The following is a 15167-nucleotide window of genomic DNA, read 5'->3' as shown; positions in this document are numbered from 1 at the left end:
GGAGGGCAGATTCCGACATATGTCACATTTGGTGCAGGTGGGGTTACTGCGAAGCATTTGCCTCATGTAGCTGATAGGCCCTCCCGAGGTCGGGCAGGGCGCATGCGCGCCTGATGTTGCGATTGAGTGCATGGTCAGCCCTCCCGCTTTTCGAAGTCGATGCGGGGGTCGACGAAGACGTACATCAGGTCGGACAGGATGCCGACGACCAGCCCCAGCAGGCCAAAGACGAAGAGCGTGCCGAAGATCACCGGGTAATCGCGGGCCACGGCGGCCTCGAACCCCAGACGGCCGAGACCGTCGAGCGAGAAGATGGTCTCGATGATGATCGAACCGCCGAAGAACACGCCGATGAACACTGCAGGAAAACCCGCGATCACGATCAGCATGGCGTTGCGGAAGATGTGGCCGTAAAGGACCTTGCGCTCTGACAGGCCCTTGGCGCGGGCGGTGATGACGTATTGCTTCTTGATCTCGTCCATGAAGCTGTTCTTGGTGAGCAGCGTCAGCGTGGCGAAGGCCGAGATCGTCGAGGCCAGCACCGGCAGGGTGATGTGCCAGAAGTAATCGACGATCTTGCCGCCGAGACTGAGGTTCTCGAAGTTGTCGGAGGTCAGCCCCCTGAGCGGGAATATCTGCCAGTAGGAGCCGCCCGCGAAAAGGACCAGCAACAGGATCGCAAAAAGGAAGCCGGGGATGGCGTAAGCGACGATGATGATACCGCTCGTCCATGTGTCGAACTTCGATCCGTCATGCACGGCCTTGCGGATGCCCAGCGGGATCGAGACGATATAGGCGATCAGCGTTGACCAGAGGCCCAGCGTGATCGACACCGGCATCTTTTCAAGCACCAGTTCCATCACCCCGATCGAGCGGAAGTAGCTTTCGCCGAAGTCGAGCCGCAGGTAGTTGCCCATCATGATGCCGAAGCGTTCGATCATGCCTATGGGCTGTTTCACGCAGCCTTCGACATCGAGATCCGGTTCGCCCTCGAAGCCCGGTTCGCAGACGATGCGGGCGAAGCCGAAGTCCACCTCGAGCTGTTCGATGAAGCCCTTGTCCAGCCCACGCGCGCCGACATAGGCGCTGTCGGAGCCGAAGGTCTCTTCGCCCACGTCCTCGCCACCGCCGGAGAAACCGCCGAAGACGTCGCCCTCGCCCTGTACGCGGGCGATCATCTGCTCGACCGGCCCGCCGGGGACGAATTGCGTCAGCGCGAAGTTGATCAGCATGATCCCCAGCAGCGTGGGAATGATCAGCAGCAGCCGTCGGAGGATATACGCGCCCATGGGTTACTTCAGCGCGCCCTTGGCTTTCAGATCGGCGAATTTCTCGTCGTTGAACCACCAGAAATCTAGTACGCCCAAGGCATAGGGGGGCAGGGTCTCGGGACGTTCGAACATGTCGTAGTAGGCGACCCAGTATTCGGGGACAAAGCCGTCGTGGGTGACGATGCGTTCGTACCTGAGCGCCCGGTCGAGTGCCTTCAGCGCGGCGATCTCGTCCTCGCGGTTGTCGGTGTCGAGCGCGGCCTGAATGATTTCATCCACCAGCGGGCTGCGCAGGGCGGCCCCGTTGTAAGACGAAACTTCGGCGGTTTCCGACCCGAACAACTGGTTCAGCCCGGTGCCAGCGGCGGCGAAGGTCAGGTAACGGGTGTGGATCAGGTCGTAATCCTTGTCGAGGAAGCGCTGCTGGCCCTGCGCGCTGTCCACCGCGTCGGCGGTGACCGAGATACCCCAGGCGTCGAGCGTCTGTGCGTAGGTTTCGATGATCGCCTTGCGGGTGTCGTCCCAGCTGGAGAGCACCAGGAAATCGAGCGTGAACGGCTTGCCCTCGGCATCGACCATGCGGCCGGAATCGTTGACCGTGTAGCCTTCGTCGGCCAGCAGCTTCATGGCCTTGCGCTGGTTGCGGCGGTCGTTGGGGCTGGCGGGGTTTGAGGTGTGGGGCATGACCGGTTCCTCGGTCAGCATCTCGGGCGGCACGAGGTCGCCAAGGGATTCCAGCAGCGCCAGTTCCTTGCCCTCGGGCACGCCGACGGCTTCCCATTCCTGTCCCTCGACAAATGACTTGCGCTGCGTGGTCAGGCCGAATTGCAGCGACTCGCGGACCCATTCGAAGTTGAAGGCCAGCGACAGCGCGTGGCGGATGTTGCGGTTGTCGAGCGGCGCGCGCAGGGTGTTGAAGATGATGCCTGAATTGTTCGGCGCGGTGCCATCGGGGATCTCTTCCTTCACCACGTAGCCGTTGTTGAGCGCCGGGAAGTCGTAGCCGGTGGCCCAGCGCTTGGTCGAGCCTTCCGTGCGGAAGGTGTAGACGCCGGCCTTGAACGCCTCGAACTCGGCGGCGTCGTCGGCGAAATACTCGATCCGCACGCGGTCGAAGTTGAAGCGGCCGATGTTTGCGGGGTGGTCCCAGCCCCAGTAGTTGGGGTTGCGTTCGTAGACCACGTAGCGGTTGAACTCGTAATCGCCGACCTGGTAGGGGCCCGAGGCCATGGGCGACTGCACCGAGGGCTCGTCAAGGCGTTCGCCGGTTTCCTTGTACCATTCCTCGGAGAAGATCGGCGTGCCGCCGACCTGAGAGATCAGCGAGCGGCGCGAGATGTCGTCGGCGAAGGTGTAGCGGACAGTGAGGTCGTCGATCACCTCGACCCCGGTTATGCGTTCCTTGACGGCGCGGGCGTAGGAGCGGATGCCCTGTTCGAGAAACAGGTTGTGGGTGAAGGCCGCGTCCTGGGCGCGCAGGGGTTCGCCATTGCGGAAAGTGACGTCGTCACGCATGTGGAAGACGCACCAGGTCTTGTTCTTCGGGTATTCGACCTCGCGCGCGATCAGGTTGTAGCTGTCGGTGATCGAATCCGCCGGCAGCCCGCCGCCCCACGGCATCTCGCCGAACATCGCCTCGGCCACGACGCTGGAATTGCTTTCGGCGTTGCCGCGCCACGCCCAGCGGTTGAACCCGTCGAAGGTGCCACGTGAGGACAGCGAGATCTGCCCGCCTTTCGGCGCATCGGGGTTCACGTAGTCGAAATGCGGGAAATCCTTGGGATACTTCAAGTCGCCGTAGAACGAGTAACCGTGGCTGATGATGGTTTCATCGCCCTCCGCGGTCTGGCCAATCACCCGCGTGCCCGGCAGCGCGGCGCCCAACGCCGAGGCGCCCAACAGGCCCAGCGCGCCGCGGCGCGTGAAGTTGAACCCGGTGCGCGGAATCAGAAGATCTCTGGTCATGTGGTCGCTCCTCTCGGGCCCGTGAGCGCGGGCCGGCATCCTGCTCTGTCGGCTTCGTACGCTAAGGCGCTGCGAAGGGGGCAATCAAGTCGATACTTCGTGAATGTAGGTGAAGTTGCGGCGGGGCAAGGGAAAAGCGTATTGAGTGAGGCGGGCGGAGCGATGGGCCTGTCGGCCGAGGGTGAATGCTCGGGCGGGTAGAACTGCACGCTGAGCCACGCATCGCCGGGCCGAGGTGTGGCGAACCTATTTCAATGGGAGCCACTTGATGGCTGTGGTTGCGGTAGACCATGAGATGTTCAGGCGTCCATCGACGATATCGCCGTGCCTTGGAGCGGCCCGGCAATGCGGGGCGGCTTCGCCGCCGTTAATCCGCTGGGTGTGTCCCGGAGTCCTTGCAGGGGGCGGACGGGCCAGCATTCCAATGAAATAAGGCCGCCGCACCGGGGTGCAGCGGCCTTGTAATTCGCAAAGCGACGGAATCAGCCGTCGATGCTGTCGAGCCACGCGATCAAGTCGGCGCGGTCCTCGGCCTTCTTGAGACCTGCGAAGGACATCTTGGTGCCGGGCGCGTAGCCCTTGGGATCCGCGAGGAAGCCGCTGAGGTTCTCGGGCGTCCAGACGTCGGCCACCGCAACCAGCGCACCGGAATAGCCGAAACCGTCGACCGAGCCGACCTCGCGGCCAACGACGCCGTAGAGGTGCGGGCCGGTGCCGTTGACGCCGTCCTCGACCTTGTGACAGGCGCGGCACTTGCCCCAGACGCGTTCGCCCTTGGCGGGATCGGCCGCGGCCAGCAGCTCTTCGAAGGGCACGCCGGCCTCTTCTTCGCCACCTTCGGCCTCGCCGGTATCGATCACATAGGCCTGTTCGGCATCGCCATGGCCGCCGCCGTGATAGATCAGTTCGCCGGCCCACTTGCCGAGAAGGAAGATCAGGAAAGCTCCGCAGAAGCCGCCCAGAATCTTGGTCGAGGTCATTGTATCCATGTCACGCAGTTCCTTACGTCCGGTCCTTGGGCGGGGTCTTACGTCTTTCCCCGGGCTGTCGCAAGGTATAGAAACCGCGACGAAACGCCCGGGCGGGGCCGAAATTACGGAAAAACATCATGACAGCACGTATCGCGTTTCAGGGCGAACCGGGGGCCTACAGCGACGAGGCCTGCCGCGACGCGAGACCGGACATGGACCCCCTGCCGTGCCACTCCTTCGAAGAGGCGATCGCTGCTGTACGCTCGGGCCAGGCGGAACTGGCGATGCTGCCGGTCGAGAACACCACCTACGGCCGCGTGGCCGACATTCACCGGCTGCTGCCGGCCAGTGGGCTGCGGATCGTGGGAGAGGCCTTTGTGCGGGTCCATGTCAGCCTGATGGCGCACGACGGCGTGCAGATCGAGGAAATCGACACCGTGCGCGCCCACCAGGTACTTTTGCCGCAATGCGCCGACTTCCTGAAGCGCTACGGCATTCGCGGCGAGGCGGCGGCGGACAGCGCCGGCGCGGCGGCGGAACTGGCGGCGAGCGGCGACCGGCGCTCGGGGGTGCTGGCCTCGGACCTCGCGGCCGAGATCCACGGGTTGCACATCCTTGCGCGGCATATCGAGGATCACGCCCACAACACCACGCGGTTCCTGCTGATGGGACGCGAGCCGGACATGCGCCGGCGCGGCGATCACGGGATGCTGACCACCTTCGTCTTTCAGGTGCGCAACATTCCGGCGGCGCTTTACAAGGCGATGGGCGGCTTTGCCACCAACGGCGTCAACATGACCAAGCTGGAAAGCTACATGGTAGGCGGGTCGTTCACGGCGACGCAATTCTATGCGGACATCGAGGGGCATCCGGACGACGCGGACGTGCAGCGGGCGCTGGAGGAGTTGGACTACTTCACCGACATGTTGGAAATCCTCGGAACTTATCCACGCGATCCTCGGCGGGACTGAGGGGCAAAATCCATCGACGGATTTTGACAAATCCGTTGACGGATTTGGCACCGTCAGATCAGCAGGCCGGCGGCGCCCTCGTGACGAAGCAGCCAGATTTTGGTTTCGACGCCACCCGCGCCGGAATAGCCGCCAAGTTTCTGCGCGCCGAGAATGCGGTGGCAGGGGATCAGCACCGGGATCGGGTTTGCGCCGCAGGCCTGACCGATGGCCTGTGCCGACGCGCCCAGTTCTTTGGCCAGATCGCCGTAGGTCCGGGTCTCGCCGAAGGGAATGCACTGCATGGCTGCGCAGGCGCGTTTGACGAGGTCGCTGCCGTCAGGCGCGAGGGGCAGATCGAAGCCTTTGCGAGAGCCGCTGAAATAGCCCGCAAGTTGCGCCGCCGCCTCGTCGAGCAAAGGGGAGGTGTCATGCCCGCCGTCACGCCATTCCAGCGCGCTGATCGCGTCGCCGGTCTGGCGCAGGGTCAGGCGGCCCAAAGGGGTATCGAGGCTGCGTTCCGGCATGGACACAGATTGGCCCCTGCGGGACAGGGGCGCAATCCGGATCCTGCGTTCTGGTCTCAGGCGACCTTGAGCTTGTCCTGGGTCAGGGTCTCGAAGTCGCGGGCCGAGTGACGTTCGTGCAGTTGCATGGCGGGGTCGCCGCCGGTGCGGTTGACCATGCGGCCGCGCTGAACGGCGGGCCGTGCGTCGATCCGCTTGGCCCATTCCACCACGTGGGTGTAGCTTTCGACGTCCAGGAATTCGGCAGCATCATAGAGGCGGCCCAGCACAAGCTGTCCGTACCACGGCCAGATCGCCATGTCGGCGATGGTATAGGTGTCTCCGGCCATCCAGTCGTTTTCAGCCAGGTGGCGGTCGAGCACGTCCAGTTGCCGCTTGCTTTCCATGGCGTAGCGGTTGATCGGGTATTCGTACTTCTCGGGCGCGTAGTTGTAGAAATGGCCGAAGCCGCCGCCGAGGAAGGGGGCGCTGCCCATCTGCCACATCAGCCAGGACAACATTTCCGCGCGATGTTCGGGGGCGGTCTGGAAGGCCCCGAATTTCTCGGCCAGATGCATCAGGATGGCGCCGGATTCAAACACGCGGACGAGTTTGTCGCCGGAACGGTCCATGAGCGCGGGGATCTTGGAATTCGGGTTGATGTCCACGAAGCCCGAACCGAACTGGTCGCCGTCGCCGATGCGAATGAGCCAGGCGTCGTACTCGGCGTCATGGCCCGCCTCGAGCAGCTCTTCGAACATGATGTTGACCTTCACCCCGTTCGGCGTGGCCAGCGAATAAAGCTGGTACGGATGTTCGCCCACGGGCAGTTCCTTGTCGTGGGTGGCACCAGCGATGGGACGGTTGGTGGAGGCGAATTCGCCGCCATTCTCGGCGTCCCACGTCCAGACGGCGGGCGGGGTGTAGGTGGGGTCGGACATTGCGGAAGGGCTCCTTTTGCCTTTCCGGCCTACTTAAGGCGCCTGTGGCCAATGCCAACCCGTTTAGCGCCGCACAGGGGATGTGCGCGGCGTCACATCAGGCATTCGCGGCACGGTAGCCGCTCTTGCCGGCGTCCTGTGCCTTCTGCATGGCGGACTTGGCCTCTTGTGCCGTCAGCAGCTTGGTCGTCGCTCCGCCGGACATCGCCCCGGTCGCACCCACCGCCATCACGGTGGCGGCCGCGGTCTGGTCATCCGGAGCCTCGAGCAGCGCGACCACGTCCTCGCGTCCGAAGCAGAAGAATAGGTGGTGCAGCTTGCCGCCCATGGCCTCGATCAGCTTGCGGGCCTCGGCCTCGCGGTCCTGCGGATTGTCGACCATGTGCTTGATGGAATCGGCCGAATAACGGCCTTGGAACATGTAGAAAGGCATTGCGAAATCTCCCTGAATGACAATCGCGGGAGGAAGGGCTGAAAATGGAACGACATGAAAAATGACGGGCCGACGAACGGCACCGGAACATCCCCCTCCGCGCGGGGAGCATAGCACAGCGGGCGGGAAAAATCCCCGCCCGCGCGCATTTCGTCAGCCGGTCGTCAACCCAGCGCCGTGTTGCAACGCTTGCAGGTGGCCGGGTTACGATCTCGTGTGAAGCGATACCAATTTCCAGCGTTTTTCCTGTTCATCTTGTTCGACGACGCCTTCGGCTTCCAACATAGAGAGCACTGTGCGTGAAATGTGGCCGACATGTTCAACGTGACCGGCATAAATCCCGAGCGTCTTCCCAATATCGACATTTCTAAGACCATCCTCGGGGCCTTCTTCCAGCACGGTTCTAACCGCCGACTTGATGTCTGAAATGGCGCGTTGAGCTTTGGCGTAGGCTTCATCTACTCGTGACATGTTCATTCCTTGTGTCTAAAGACTTGCTAGCTCAGCGCCGCGTCGCACCGCTTGCAGGTGGCCGGGTGCGCGTGGGTGCCGACGTCGGGGAGGATCTTCCAGCAGCGCTGGCACTTCTCGCCCTCGGCCTTTTCGAACACCACGCCCACGCCTTCGACCTCGGGCAGGCGGAAGGCTTCGCCGGGCACCGGATCCGCCGTGAGGTACATGCCCGAGGTGATGCAGATGTCGTCGAAGCTGACGGACTTCAGCGCCTTGAGCATCTCGTCGTCGCGCACGTGGACCACCGGCGCGGCTTCCAGCGAGGCGCCGATCACCTTATCGGTGCGCTGCACCTCGAGTGCGGCCGTCACCACCCGGCGGGCGCGGCGCACCATCGCCCATTTCGCCGCAAGCGGTTCGTCCAGCCAGTCGGCCGGCGTGTCGGGGATGTCGGTCAGGTGGACCGAACTGTCTTCGCCGGGGAAGCGTTCCAGCCAGACCTCCTCCATAGTGAAGACCAGCACCGGCGCCAGCCATGTGGTCAGCCGGTGGAACAGCAGGTCCATCACCGTGCGCGCGGCGCGGCGGCGCGGCGTGTCGCCGTCGCAGTAAAGCGCGTCCTTGCGGATGTCGAAGTAGAAGGCGCTGAGTTCGACGGTGGCAAAGTTGAACAACTGCTGGAACACGCCCTGGAAATTGTACTCGGCATAACCCTTGCGGACCATGTGATCGAGTTCGGCGAGGCGATGCAGCACCCAGCGTTCCAGTTCGGGCATCTCCGCCGGTTCGACGCGGTCGCCTTCCTCGAAGTGCGCCAGCGCTCCCAGCATGTAGCGCATGGTGTTGCGCAGCCGGCGGTAGCCGTCGGCCACGCCCTTGAGGATTTCCGGCCCGATGCGCTGGTCGGCGGTATAGTCGGTCTGGGCAACCCAGAGCCGCAGGATGTCGGCACCGTACTGGCGCACCACCTCGTCGGGGACGATGGTATTGCCCAGCGACTTGGACATCTTGTTGCCCTTCTCGTCGAGCGTGAAGCCGTGGGTCAGCACGCCGCGATAGGGCGCACGGCCTTTGGTGCCACAGGATTGTAGCATCGACGAATGGAACCAGCCGCGGTGCTGGTCGGTGCCTTCGAGGTAGAGATCGGCAATGCCGTCCTCGGACCCGTCCTCGCGGTCACGCAGCACGAAGGCATGGGTGGAGCCGCTGTCGAACCAGACGTCGAGGATGTCGAAGACCTGTTCCCAGTCGTCGGGGTTGTGGTCCGAGCCGAGGAAGCGTTCCTTGGCGCCTGCCTTGTACCATGCGTCAGCGCCTTCGGCCTCGAACGCCTCAAGGATGCGGGCGTTCACCGTTTCGTTGCGCAGAAGGTAGTCGGCGTCGGTGGGCAGAGCGCCCTTCTTCACGAAGCAGGTCAGCGGCACGCCCCAGGCACGTTGCCGCGACAGCACCCAGTCGGGGCGCGACTCGATCATGCTGTAGAGACGGTTGCGGCCCGTTTTCGGCGTCCATGTGACCAGCTGATCGATCGAGGTCAGGGCGCGTTCGCGGATGGTCTTGCCATAGGTGTCCTGACCGTCGCCGACAGCGCGGTCGATGGCGGCGAACCACTGCGGGGTGTTGCGGTAAATCACCGGCGCCTTGGAACGCCATGAGTGCGGGTAGGAGTGCTTGATCTTGCCGCGCGCCAGCAGGCCGCCGACCTCGACCAGCTTGTCGATGATCTTCTTGTTAGCGTCGCCTTCGCCGCCCTTGCGCGACAGGATGTAGCTGCCGCCGAAAAACGGCAGGTCGGGCCGGAAGGACCCGTCGTCCATCACGTTGTAAGTGATGACCTGTTCCAGCATGTTCAGATCACGGTAGAGCTCGTATTCCTCCATCCCGTGCGAGGGCGCGCAGTGGACGAAGCCGGTGCCTTCCTCGTCGGTGACGAAATCGGCGGCGCGGAAATCGCGGGGGTCGTCCCATTCTCCGTTCGCGCCCTCGGCCCCGGCCAGCGGGTGGGCGAGGGTCATGCCGGCCAGCAATTGCGGCGGCACGTCGCGGACCCGCCGGTACATGCTGTCGTTGAGCCGCGCCCGCGCAAGGACATCCTCGGCCAGCTTGTCGGCGAGGATGAAGCGGTCGCCGACGGAGGCCCAGCATTCGTCGGGCGTGCCCGTGACTTCGTAAAGGCCGTAAGTGATGTCCTGTCCGTAGACGACCGCCTTGTTCGACGGGATGGTCCAGGGCGTGGTGGTCCAGATCACCACCTGGGCACCGATCAGGTCGTGGGCCACCTGTTCCTCGGCTGCCATGATGGCGCTGCCTTCCTCGATGCCGGTCTCTTCGCCGGCCAGCGTCAGGTCGGGAAAGTCGAGGTCGGTGACGCGGAACTTGACCCAGACGGTGAAGCTTTCCTTGTCATGGTATTCGACTTCGGCCTCGGCCAGGGCGGTCTGTTCGATGGGCGACCACATGACGGGCTTGGAGCCCTGATAGAGCGTCCCGTTCATCAGGAATTTCTGGAATTCCTCGGCGATGACACGTTCGGCGTGGAAGTCCATGGTCAGGTAGGGCGCAGGCCAGTTGCCGGTGACGCCGAGGCGCTTGAACTCTTCGCGCTGGATGTCGATCCATTCGGCGGCGAAGCGGCGGCATTCCTGGCGGAAGTCGATGACGTCGACCTCGTCCTTGTTCTTGCCCTTCTTGCGGTATTGCTCTTCGATCTTCCATTCGATGGGCAGGCCGTGGCAGTCCCAGCCGGGGATGTAGCGTGCATCGCGGCCCATCATTTGTTGGCTGCGGACAACCATGTCCTTGAGGATCTTGTTGAGCGCGTGACCGATGTGCAGGTGGCCGTTGGCATAGGGCGGGCCGTCGTGCAGGGTGAAGGGTTTGCGGCCGTCACCCTTGTCGCGCAGGCGGTCGTAGATGCCGATCTTCTGCCAGCGGTCGAGCCATTCGGGCTCGCGCTTGGGCAGGCCCGCGCGCATAGGGAAATCGGTCTGCGGCAGATTCAGGGTGTCTTTGTATTCGGGCGTGTCGGCGCACATGTCGGGCGTCCTTGTCGGATTTTTTGGAGGTCTCGGGGTGGGTGCGGCGCGGCGGGCCTGACGCCTTTGTCCCGGCGGCTCGTGCTGTCAGAGCGCCGGGCATATAATTCGGATGATGATCGCGAATTGTGCCATGTCGGGGTCGCTTATAGGGGTGGGGGAAACGGGCGTCCAGAGGCCATCCGGACACGCGGAAAGGCCGGCCAGGGTGGAGCGATGCGCCATCCAGGCCGGCCCAATCTTGGAACACGCATCGGACAAGCCAACGCGGCAGTTAGGTCATAGGGCCTTGCGGCCCGGCAAATGCGTTGTAAAAAAGTCGCCCCCCTAGAATATCGCGGCAGGTGCGACAAACTGGCACCGAATCTGAAGCCCGGTAAACTTGAAATTCGTGAATTCGCGCTGGATTTCGTGAATGCCCTGGGGTCAACTGATCACGATGCGCCAAAGTTTAGCGAATATTATCGGTTCGGTCGGGTGGGAACGTAAGATTCTCGCATTCCTGATCGGCGTGTTGGTGCTGGCGTTGACCGGTCCGTTCGGCACTTACGCGTCCATGGGGTTCTATGAGCGGCTGGTATTCTGGCTGATCGTATTTACCGGCGTCGGCCTTTTCATGCACATATTCATGGTGACGTCGCTCAGCAGCCACATACTGCGCGGCTTGCCGCGATTGCTGCGGCTGGGTGTGGGGGCCGTGCTGGGCGCGTTGCCAGGTGCGGCGGTGGTGATCTTCGTGCATGGCGTTTTTCGGCCGCCGCTGCTTTCGGCCGAGGCGCTGCCGGTGCTTTGGGCGCAGGTGGCGCTGATCGGCTGGGTTGTGGGAATTCTCGAGTTCTACGACTTCGGCCGGAAGGCCCCCGACACGCAGACGCCGGCACGCGCCCCGTTTCACAAGCGGCTGCCGCCAGAACTGGGCGACGATATCGTGTCGATCTCTATGCAGGATCACTATGCCGAGGTGACGACGACCCTTGGCAACCACATGGTCCTGATGCGGTTGTCTGATGCGATGGCCGAGTTGGAAGGTATGCCAGGGGTACAGTTGCACCGCTCGCATTACGCGATGGTTTCGCATTTGGTGCGGCTGCACAGAAAGGGCGGGCGGCAGTTCGTGGAACTGTCGGACGGACGCACGCTGCCGGTCAGTGCGAGCCATGCCGAGGAAGTCCGACAGGTCATGTCCGCGGAGGCGGCCCAGACGCAGTGAGCGCCCGCGGCAGGCCGATTTACCGATCGACAGCGGAAGGACCGCAGGGGCAGAATCATCGAATGACGCCGCGTGCTTGCCTCCGGCCCTGCTTGCGGGTCACGACGGCGGTGACCCTGTACTTATGTCGCACCCCGGCCGGGCCGGGTGTTAGCGTCGCAACCTTGTGCTGATTTCCGGGCGGATGACCGAAGGTCAGCAGCAGGCTGATCGGCAAGCCATTGATATCAGGCATTTTAAAGGGGACATTCGCCCAATTTTACAACTTTTCACCTGAGGCTGTAGATTTATTTACAAAGAAATCCTTTGCGGTCCGTGAGGATGGTCACTTCCGCGCAATATTCTGTAAACTTGCCGCAACGTTGATCTGCCGGGCAGGCGGAGGAGCCTTTTGCCCCGGAATTCAAAGAAAAAGGGGGGAATCATGCCCAACGATCTATCCGCACGCCCGTATCACGTCGACGCCGCCACGTATGACGAGATGTACGCCGCTTCGATCAAGGATCCGGAAGGATTCTGGGCGGAGCAGGGCAAGCGCATCGACTGGATGAAACCCTATTCGCAGATCAAGGACGTGAGCTTTGCCCCCGGCGATATCCGCATCAAGTGGTTTCACGACGGTACTCTGAACGTCAGCGCCAACTGCATCGACCGGCATCTGGAGACCCGTGGCGACCAGACGGCGATCATCTGGGAACCGGACGATCCCGAGGAAGCGGCGCAGCATATTTCGTACCGCGAACTGCATGCCAACACCTGCAAGATGGCCAATGTCCTGAGCGATCTGGGCGTGACCAAGGGCGACCGGGTGGTGATCTACCTGCCGATGATTCCGGAAGCCGCCTATGCGATGCTGGCGTGTGCGCGGATCGGGGCGATCCATTCGATCGTCTTCGCCGGCTTCTCGCCGGACGCGCTGGCGGCGCGGGTCAACGGGTGCGACGCGAAGGTCGTAATCACCGCGGACGAGGCGCCGCGGGGCGGGCGCAAGACGGCGCTGAAGGCAAACGCGGACAAAGCGCTGGCCAACTGCGGCGACAGCGTGAAGTGCCTTGTGGTCAAGCGCACCGGTGGCGATGTCGCCTGGAACGACGCGCGCGACGTGGATTGCAACGCCAAGGCCGCGGAGGCGTCGGACAGCTTCGCCCCTGTGGAGATGAACGCCGAGGACCCGCTGTTCATCCTCTACACCTCGGGGTCGACCGGCCAGCCCAAGGGCGTGGTGCATTGCTCGGGCGGCTACCTTGTCTATGCCGCGATGACGCATGAGATCGTCTTCGATTACCACGATGGCGACATCTACTGGTGCACGGCGGACGTGGGCTGGGTGACCGGCCACAGCTATATCGTCTATGGCCCGCTGGCCAACGGCGCGACCACGCTGATGTTCGAGGGCGTGCCGACCTATCCGGATGCCTCGCGCTTCTGGCAGGTCTGTGACAAGCACCAGGTCAACCAGTTCTACACCGCGCCGACGGCGATCCGCGCGCTGATGGGGCAGGGCGACGACTTCGTCAAGAAATGCGACCTGTCCTCGCTGCGGCTGCTGGGCACCGTGGGCGAGCCGATCAACCCCGAAGCCTGGAACTGGTACAACGAGGTGGTAGGCCATGGGAAATGTCCGATCGTCGACACCTGGTGGCAGACCGAAACCGGCGGGCACATGATGACCCCGCTGCCCGGCGCACATGAGTTGAAACCGGGATCGGCACAGAAGCCGTTCTTTGGCGTCAAGCCGCTGGTTCTGGAGCCGACCACCGGCGAGGTGATCGAAGGCAATGGCGTCGAGGGCGTGCTGGTCATCGCCGACAGTTGGCCGGCACAGATGCGCACCGTCTGGGGCGACCACGAGCGCTTCGAGAAGACCTATTTCAGCGACTACAAGGGGTACTATTTCTCGGGTGACGGCTGCCGCCGCGACGAGGATGGCGATTACTGGATCACCGGGCGGGTCGATGATGTGATCAACGTCTCGGGCCACCGGATGGGCACCGCCGAGGTCGAAAGTGCCTTGGTGGCGCATCCGAAGGTATCGGAAGCGGCGGTCGTCGGCTATCCGCACAAGGTCAAAGGGCAGGGCATCTATTGCTATGTCACGCTGATGTCCGGCGACGAGCCGTCCGAGGACCTGCGCAAGGAGTTGCGCAACTGGGTGCGGCAGGAGATCGGACCGATCGCCAGCCCCGACCTGATTCAGTGGGCGCCGGGCCTGCCCAAGACACGCTCGGGCAAGATCATGCGCCGCATTCTGCGCAAGATCGCCGAGAACGACTACGGCGCGCTGGGCGATACCTCGACGCTGGCCGATCCGTCGGTCGTCGACGACCTGATCGACAACCGCATGAACCGGGACTGAGGTGATGGACGCATCTGTTCAGACCCGCCCCGCCGTTTACATCCTGCTGGGGCCGCCGGGCGCCGGCAAGGGCACCCAGGCGCGCAAGCTGGAAGAGACGTTCGGGCTCGTGCAACTATCCACCGGCGATCTGCTGCGTGAGGCGGTTGCCGCGGGCACCCCGGCGGGCCAGCAGGCCAAGGCGGTGATGGAAGCCGGCGAGCTGGTCTCGGACGAGATCGTCATCGCCATCCTGCGGGATCGTCTGGCCGAGGGCGACACCGGTCGAGGTGTGATCCTCGACGGCTTTCCACGCACCACGGTGCAGGCCAGGGCGCTGGACGGGCTGCTGGCGGAAAGCGGCCAGCAGATCGACGCGGCGATCTCGCTTGAGGTCGACGACGCGGCGATGGTCGAGCGTATCTCGGGCCGCTATACCTGCCCCGATTGCGGCGAGGGCTATCACGACAGCTTCAAGCAGCCCGAAACGCTGGGGGTCTGCGACAAGTGCGGCGGCACCGAGTTCAAGCGCCGCGCCGATGACAACGCGGAAACCGTAGCGCAGCGGCTGGTGGCCTATCACGCGCAGACCGCGCCGCTGATCGACTATTACGAAGGCAAGGGCGTGCTGCGGCGCGTCGATGCCATGGGCGGGATCGGCGAGATCGCCGGATCGCTCGGAGAGATTGTCGCCGCGACCCGCTGAGGGCCACGGCGACGACCACCCAGGACTTCATGGGTCGGGAAACACGCGGGAGGCATAGGCCGCCCGCGAATGGGGATCGTATGTCCGTGGCCATGGTGGCAGGACAAGTATGAGAGGGGAGGAACCGACATGTCGGACAACTCTGAAAGCTCGGGCTACTGGCAGGCGAACATCCGCCTTGTCACGATCTGCCTGATTATCTGGGCCATCGTGTCCTTCGGCTTCGGCATCCTGCTGCGCCCGATGCTGGCCGGCATTCCGGTCGGCGGCACCGACCTGGGCTTCTGGTTCGCGCAGCAGGGGTCGATCATCGTCTTCCTGGCGCTGATCTTCTTCTACGCCTGGCGGATGAACAAGCTCGACCGCGAACACGGCGTCGACGAGCAATAAG

14 protein-coding genes are annotated in these 15167 nt (G+C 63.5%); 5 read left to right on the top strand and 9 right to left on the bottom strand.

The window, feature by feature from the left end:
- Positions 1-134: 134 nt before the first annotated feature.
- From AC04PT_RS10235 to AC04PT_RS10225, 3 genes are all read right to left on the bottom strand, one after another.
- Complete coding sequence (locus AC04PT_RS10235) at positions 135-1289, bottom strand: microcin C ABC transporter permease YejB (RefSeq protein WP_482873588.1); 1155 nt, start codon at positions 1287-1289, stop codon at positions 135-137.
- A 3-nt stretch (positions 1290-1292) separates the two neighbouring features.
- Complete coding sequence (locus tag AC04PT_RS10230) at positions 1293-3236, bottom strand: extracellular solute-binding protein (protein ID WP_482873587.1); 1944 nt, start codon at positions 3234-3236, stop codon at positions 1293-1295.
- Positions 3237-3718: 482 nt separating this feature from the next.
- Entirely contained in the window at positions 3719-4225 is a 507-nt protein-coding gene (locus AC04PT_RS10225; protein WP_482873586.1) for a c-type cytochrome, read from the bottom strand.
- A 119-nt stretch (positions 4226-4344) separates the two neighbouring features.
- Between AC04PT_RS10225 and AC04PT_RS10220 the strand changes: the two genes are divergently transcribed.
- Positions 4345-5178, top strand: a complete 834-nt coding sequence (locus tag AC04PT_RS10220) for a prephenate dehydratase (RefSeq protein ID WP_482873585.1) — start codon at positions 4345-4347, stop codon at positions 5176-5178.
- A 53-nt stretch (positions 5179-5231) separates the two neighbouring features.
- Here AC04PT_RS10220 and AC04PT_RS10215 read toward each other — a convergent pair whose 3' ends face one another.
- From AC04PT_RS10215 to ileS, 5 genes are all read right to left on the bottom strand, one after another.
- A complete protein-coding gene (locus AC04PT_RS10215) occupies positions 5232-5684 on the bottom strand; it encodes a methylated-DNA--[protein]-cysteine S-methyltransferase (protein ID WP_482873584.1) in 453 nt (150 codons plus the stop codon).
- Between the two features lie 56 nt (positions 5685-5740).
- Positions 5741-6604 carry a glutathione-dependent disulfide-bond oxidoreductase gene (gene yghU, locus AC04PT_RS10210; RefSeq protein ID WP_482873583.1) on the bottom strand — a complete coding sequence of 288 codons (864 nt, stop codon included), beginning with the start codon at positions 6602-6604 and terminating at the stop codon, positions 5741-5743.
- Positions 6605-6701: 97 nt separating this feature from the next.
- Complete coding sequence (locus AC04PT_RS10205; protein ID WP_482873582.1) at positions 6702-7037, bottom strand: GYD domain-containing protein; 336 nt, start codon at positions 7035-7037, stop codon at positions 6702-6704.
- 204 nt (positions 7038-7241) lie between these two features.
- Positions 7242-7508, bottom strand: coding sequence for a hypothetical protein (locus AC04PT_RS10200; RefSeq protein ID WP_482873581.1), 267 nt, complete (start codon positions 7506-7508; stop codon positions 7242-7244).
- Between the two features lie 26 nt (positions 7509-7534).
- Positions 7535-10525, bottom strand: a complete 2991-nt coding sequence (ileS, locus tag AC04PT_RS10195; protein ID WP_482873580.1) for an isoleucine--tRNA ligase — start codon at positions 10523-10525, stop codon at positions 7535-7537.
- 439 nt (positions 10526-10964) lie between these two features.
- On the opposite strand from ileS, the gene AC04PT_RS10190 reads away from it, so the two are divergent.
- The gene (locus AC04PT_RS10190; protein ID WP_482873579.1) at positions 10965-11735 is read left to right on the top strand and encodes a LytTR family DNA-binding domain-containing protein; all 771 of its coding nucleotides are present in this window, start codon (positions 10965-10967) and stop codon (positions 11733-11735) included.
- A gap of 55 nt (positions 11736-11790) precedes the next feature.
- Here AC04PT_RS10190 and AC04PT_RS10185 read toward each other — a convergent pair whose 3' ends face one another.
- Positions 11791-11970: a hypothetical protein gene (locus AC04PT_RS10185; protein WP_482873578.1), complete on the bottom strand. Its 180-nt coding sequence runs from the start codon at positions 11968-11970 to the stop codon at positions 11791-11793.
- Positions 11971-12159: 189 nt separating this feature from the next.
- Here AC04PT_RS10185 and acs point away from each other — a divergent pair, with 189 nt between their 5' ends.
- From acs to AC04PT_RS10170, 3 genes are all read left to right on the top strand, one after another.
- Positions 12160-14091 carry an acetate--CoA ligase gene (acs, locus tag AC04PT_RS10180; RefSeq protein ID WP_482873577.1) on the top strand — a complete coding sequence of 644 codons (1932 nt, stop codon included), beginning with the start codon at positions 12160-12162 and terminating at the stop codon, positions 14089-14091.
- Positions 14092-14095: 4 nt separating this feature from the next.
- Positions 14096-14776 carry an adenylate kinase gene (locus AC04PT_RS10175; RefSeq protein WP_482873576.1) on the top strand — a complete coding sequence of 227 codons (681 nt, stop codon included), beginning with the start codon at positions 14096-14098 and terminating at the stop codon, positions 14774-14776.
- A gap of 129 nt (positions 14777-14905) precedes the next feature.
- Complete coding sequence (locus AC04PT_RS10170; RefSeq protein WP_482873575.1) at positions 14906-15166, top strand: DUF4212 domain-containing protein; 261 nt, start codon at positions 14906-14908, stop codon at positions 15164-15166.
- Position 15167 lies beyond the last annotated feature (1 nt).

This window comes from Litorisediminivivens sp. KMU-197 (assembly GCF_056858395.1).
Note: the sequence above shows the minus strand (reverse complement) of the source record. Positions and strands in the feature narration are given on the sequence as shown.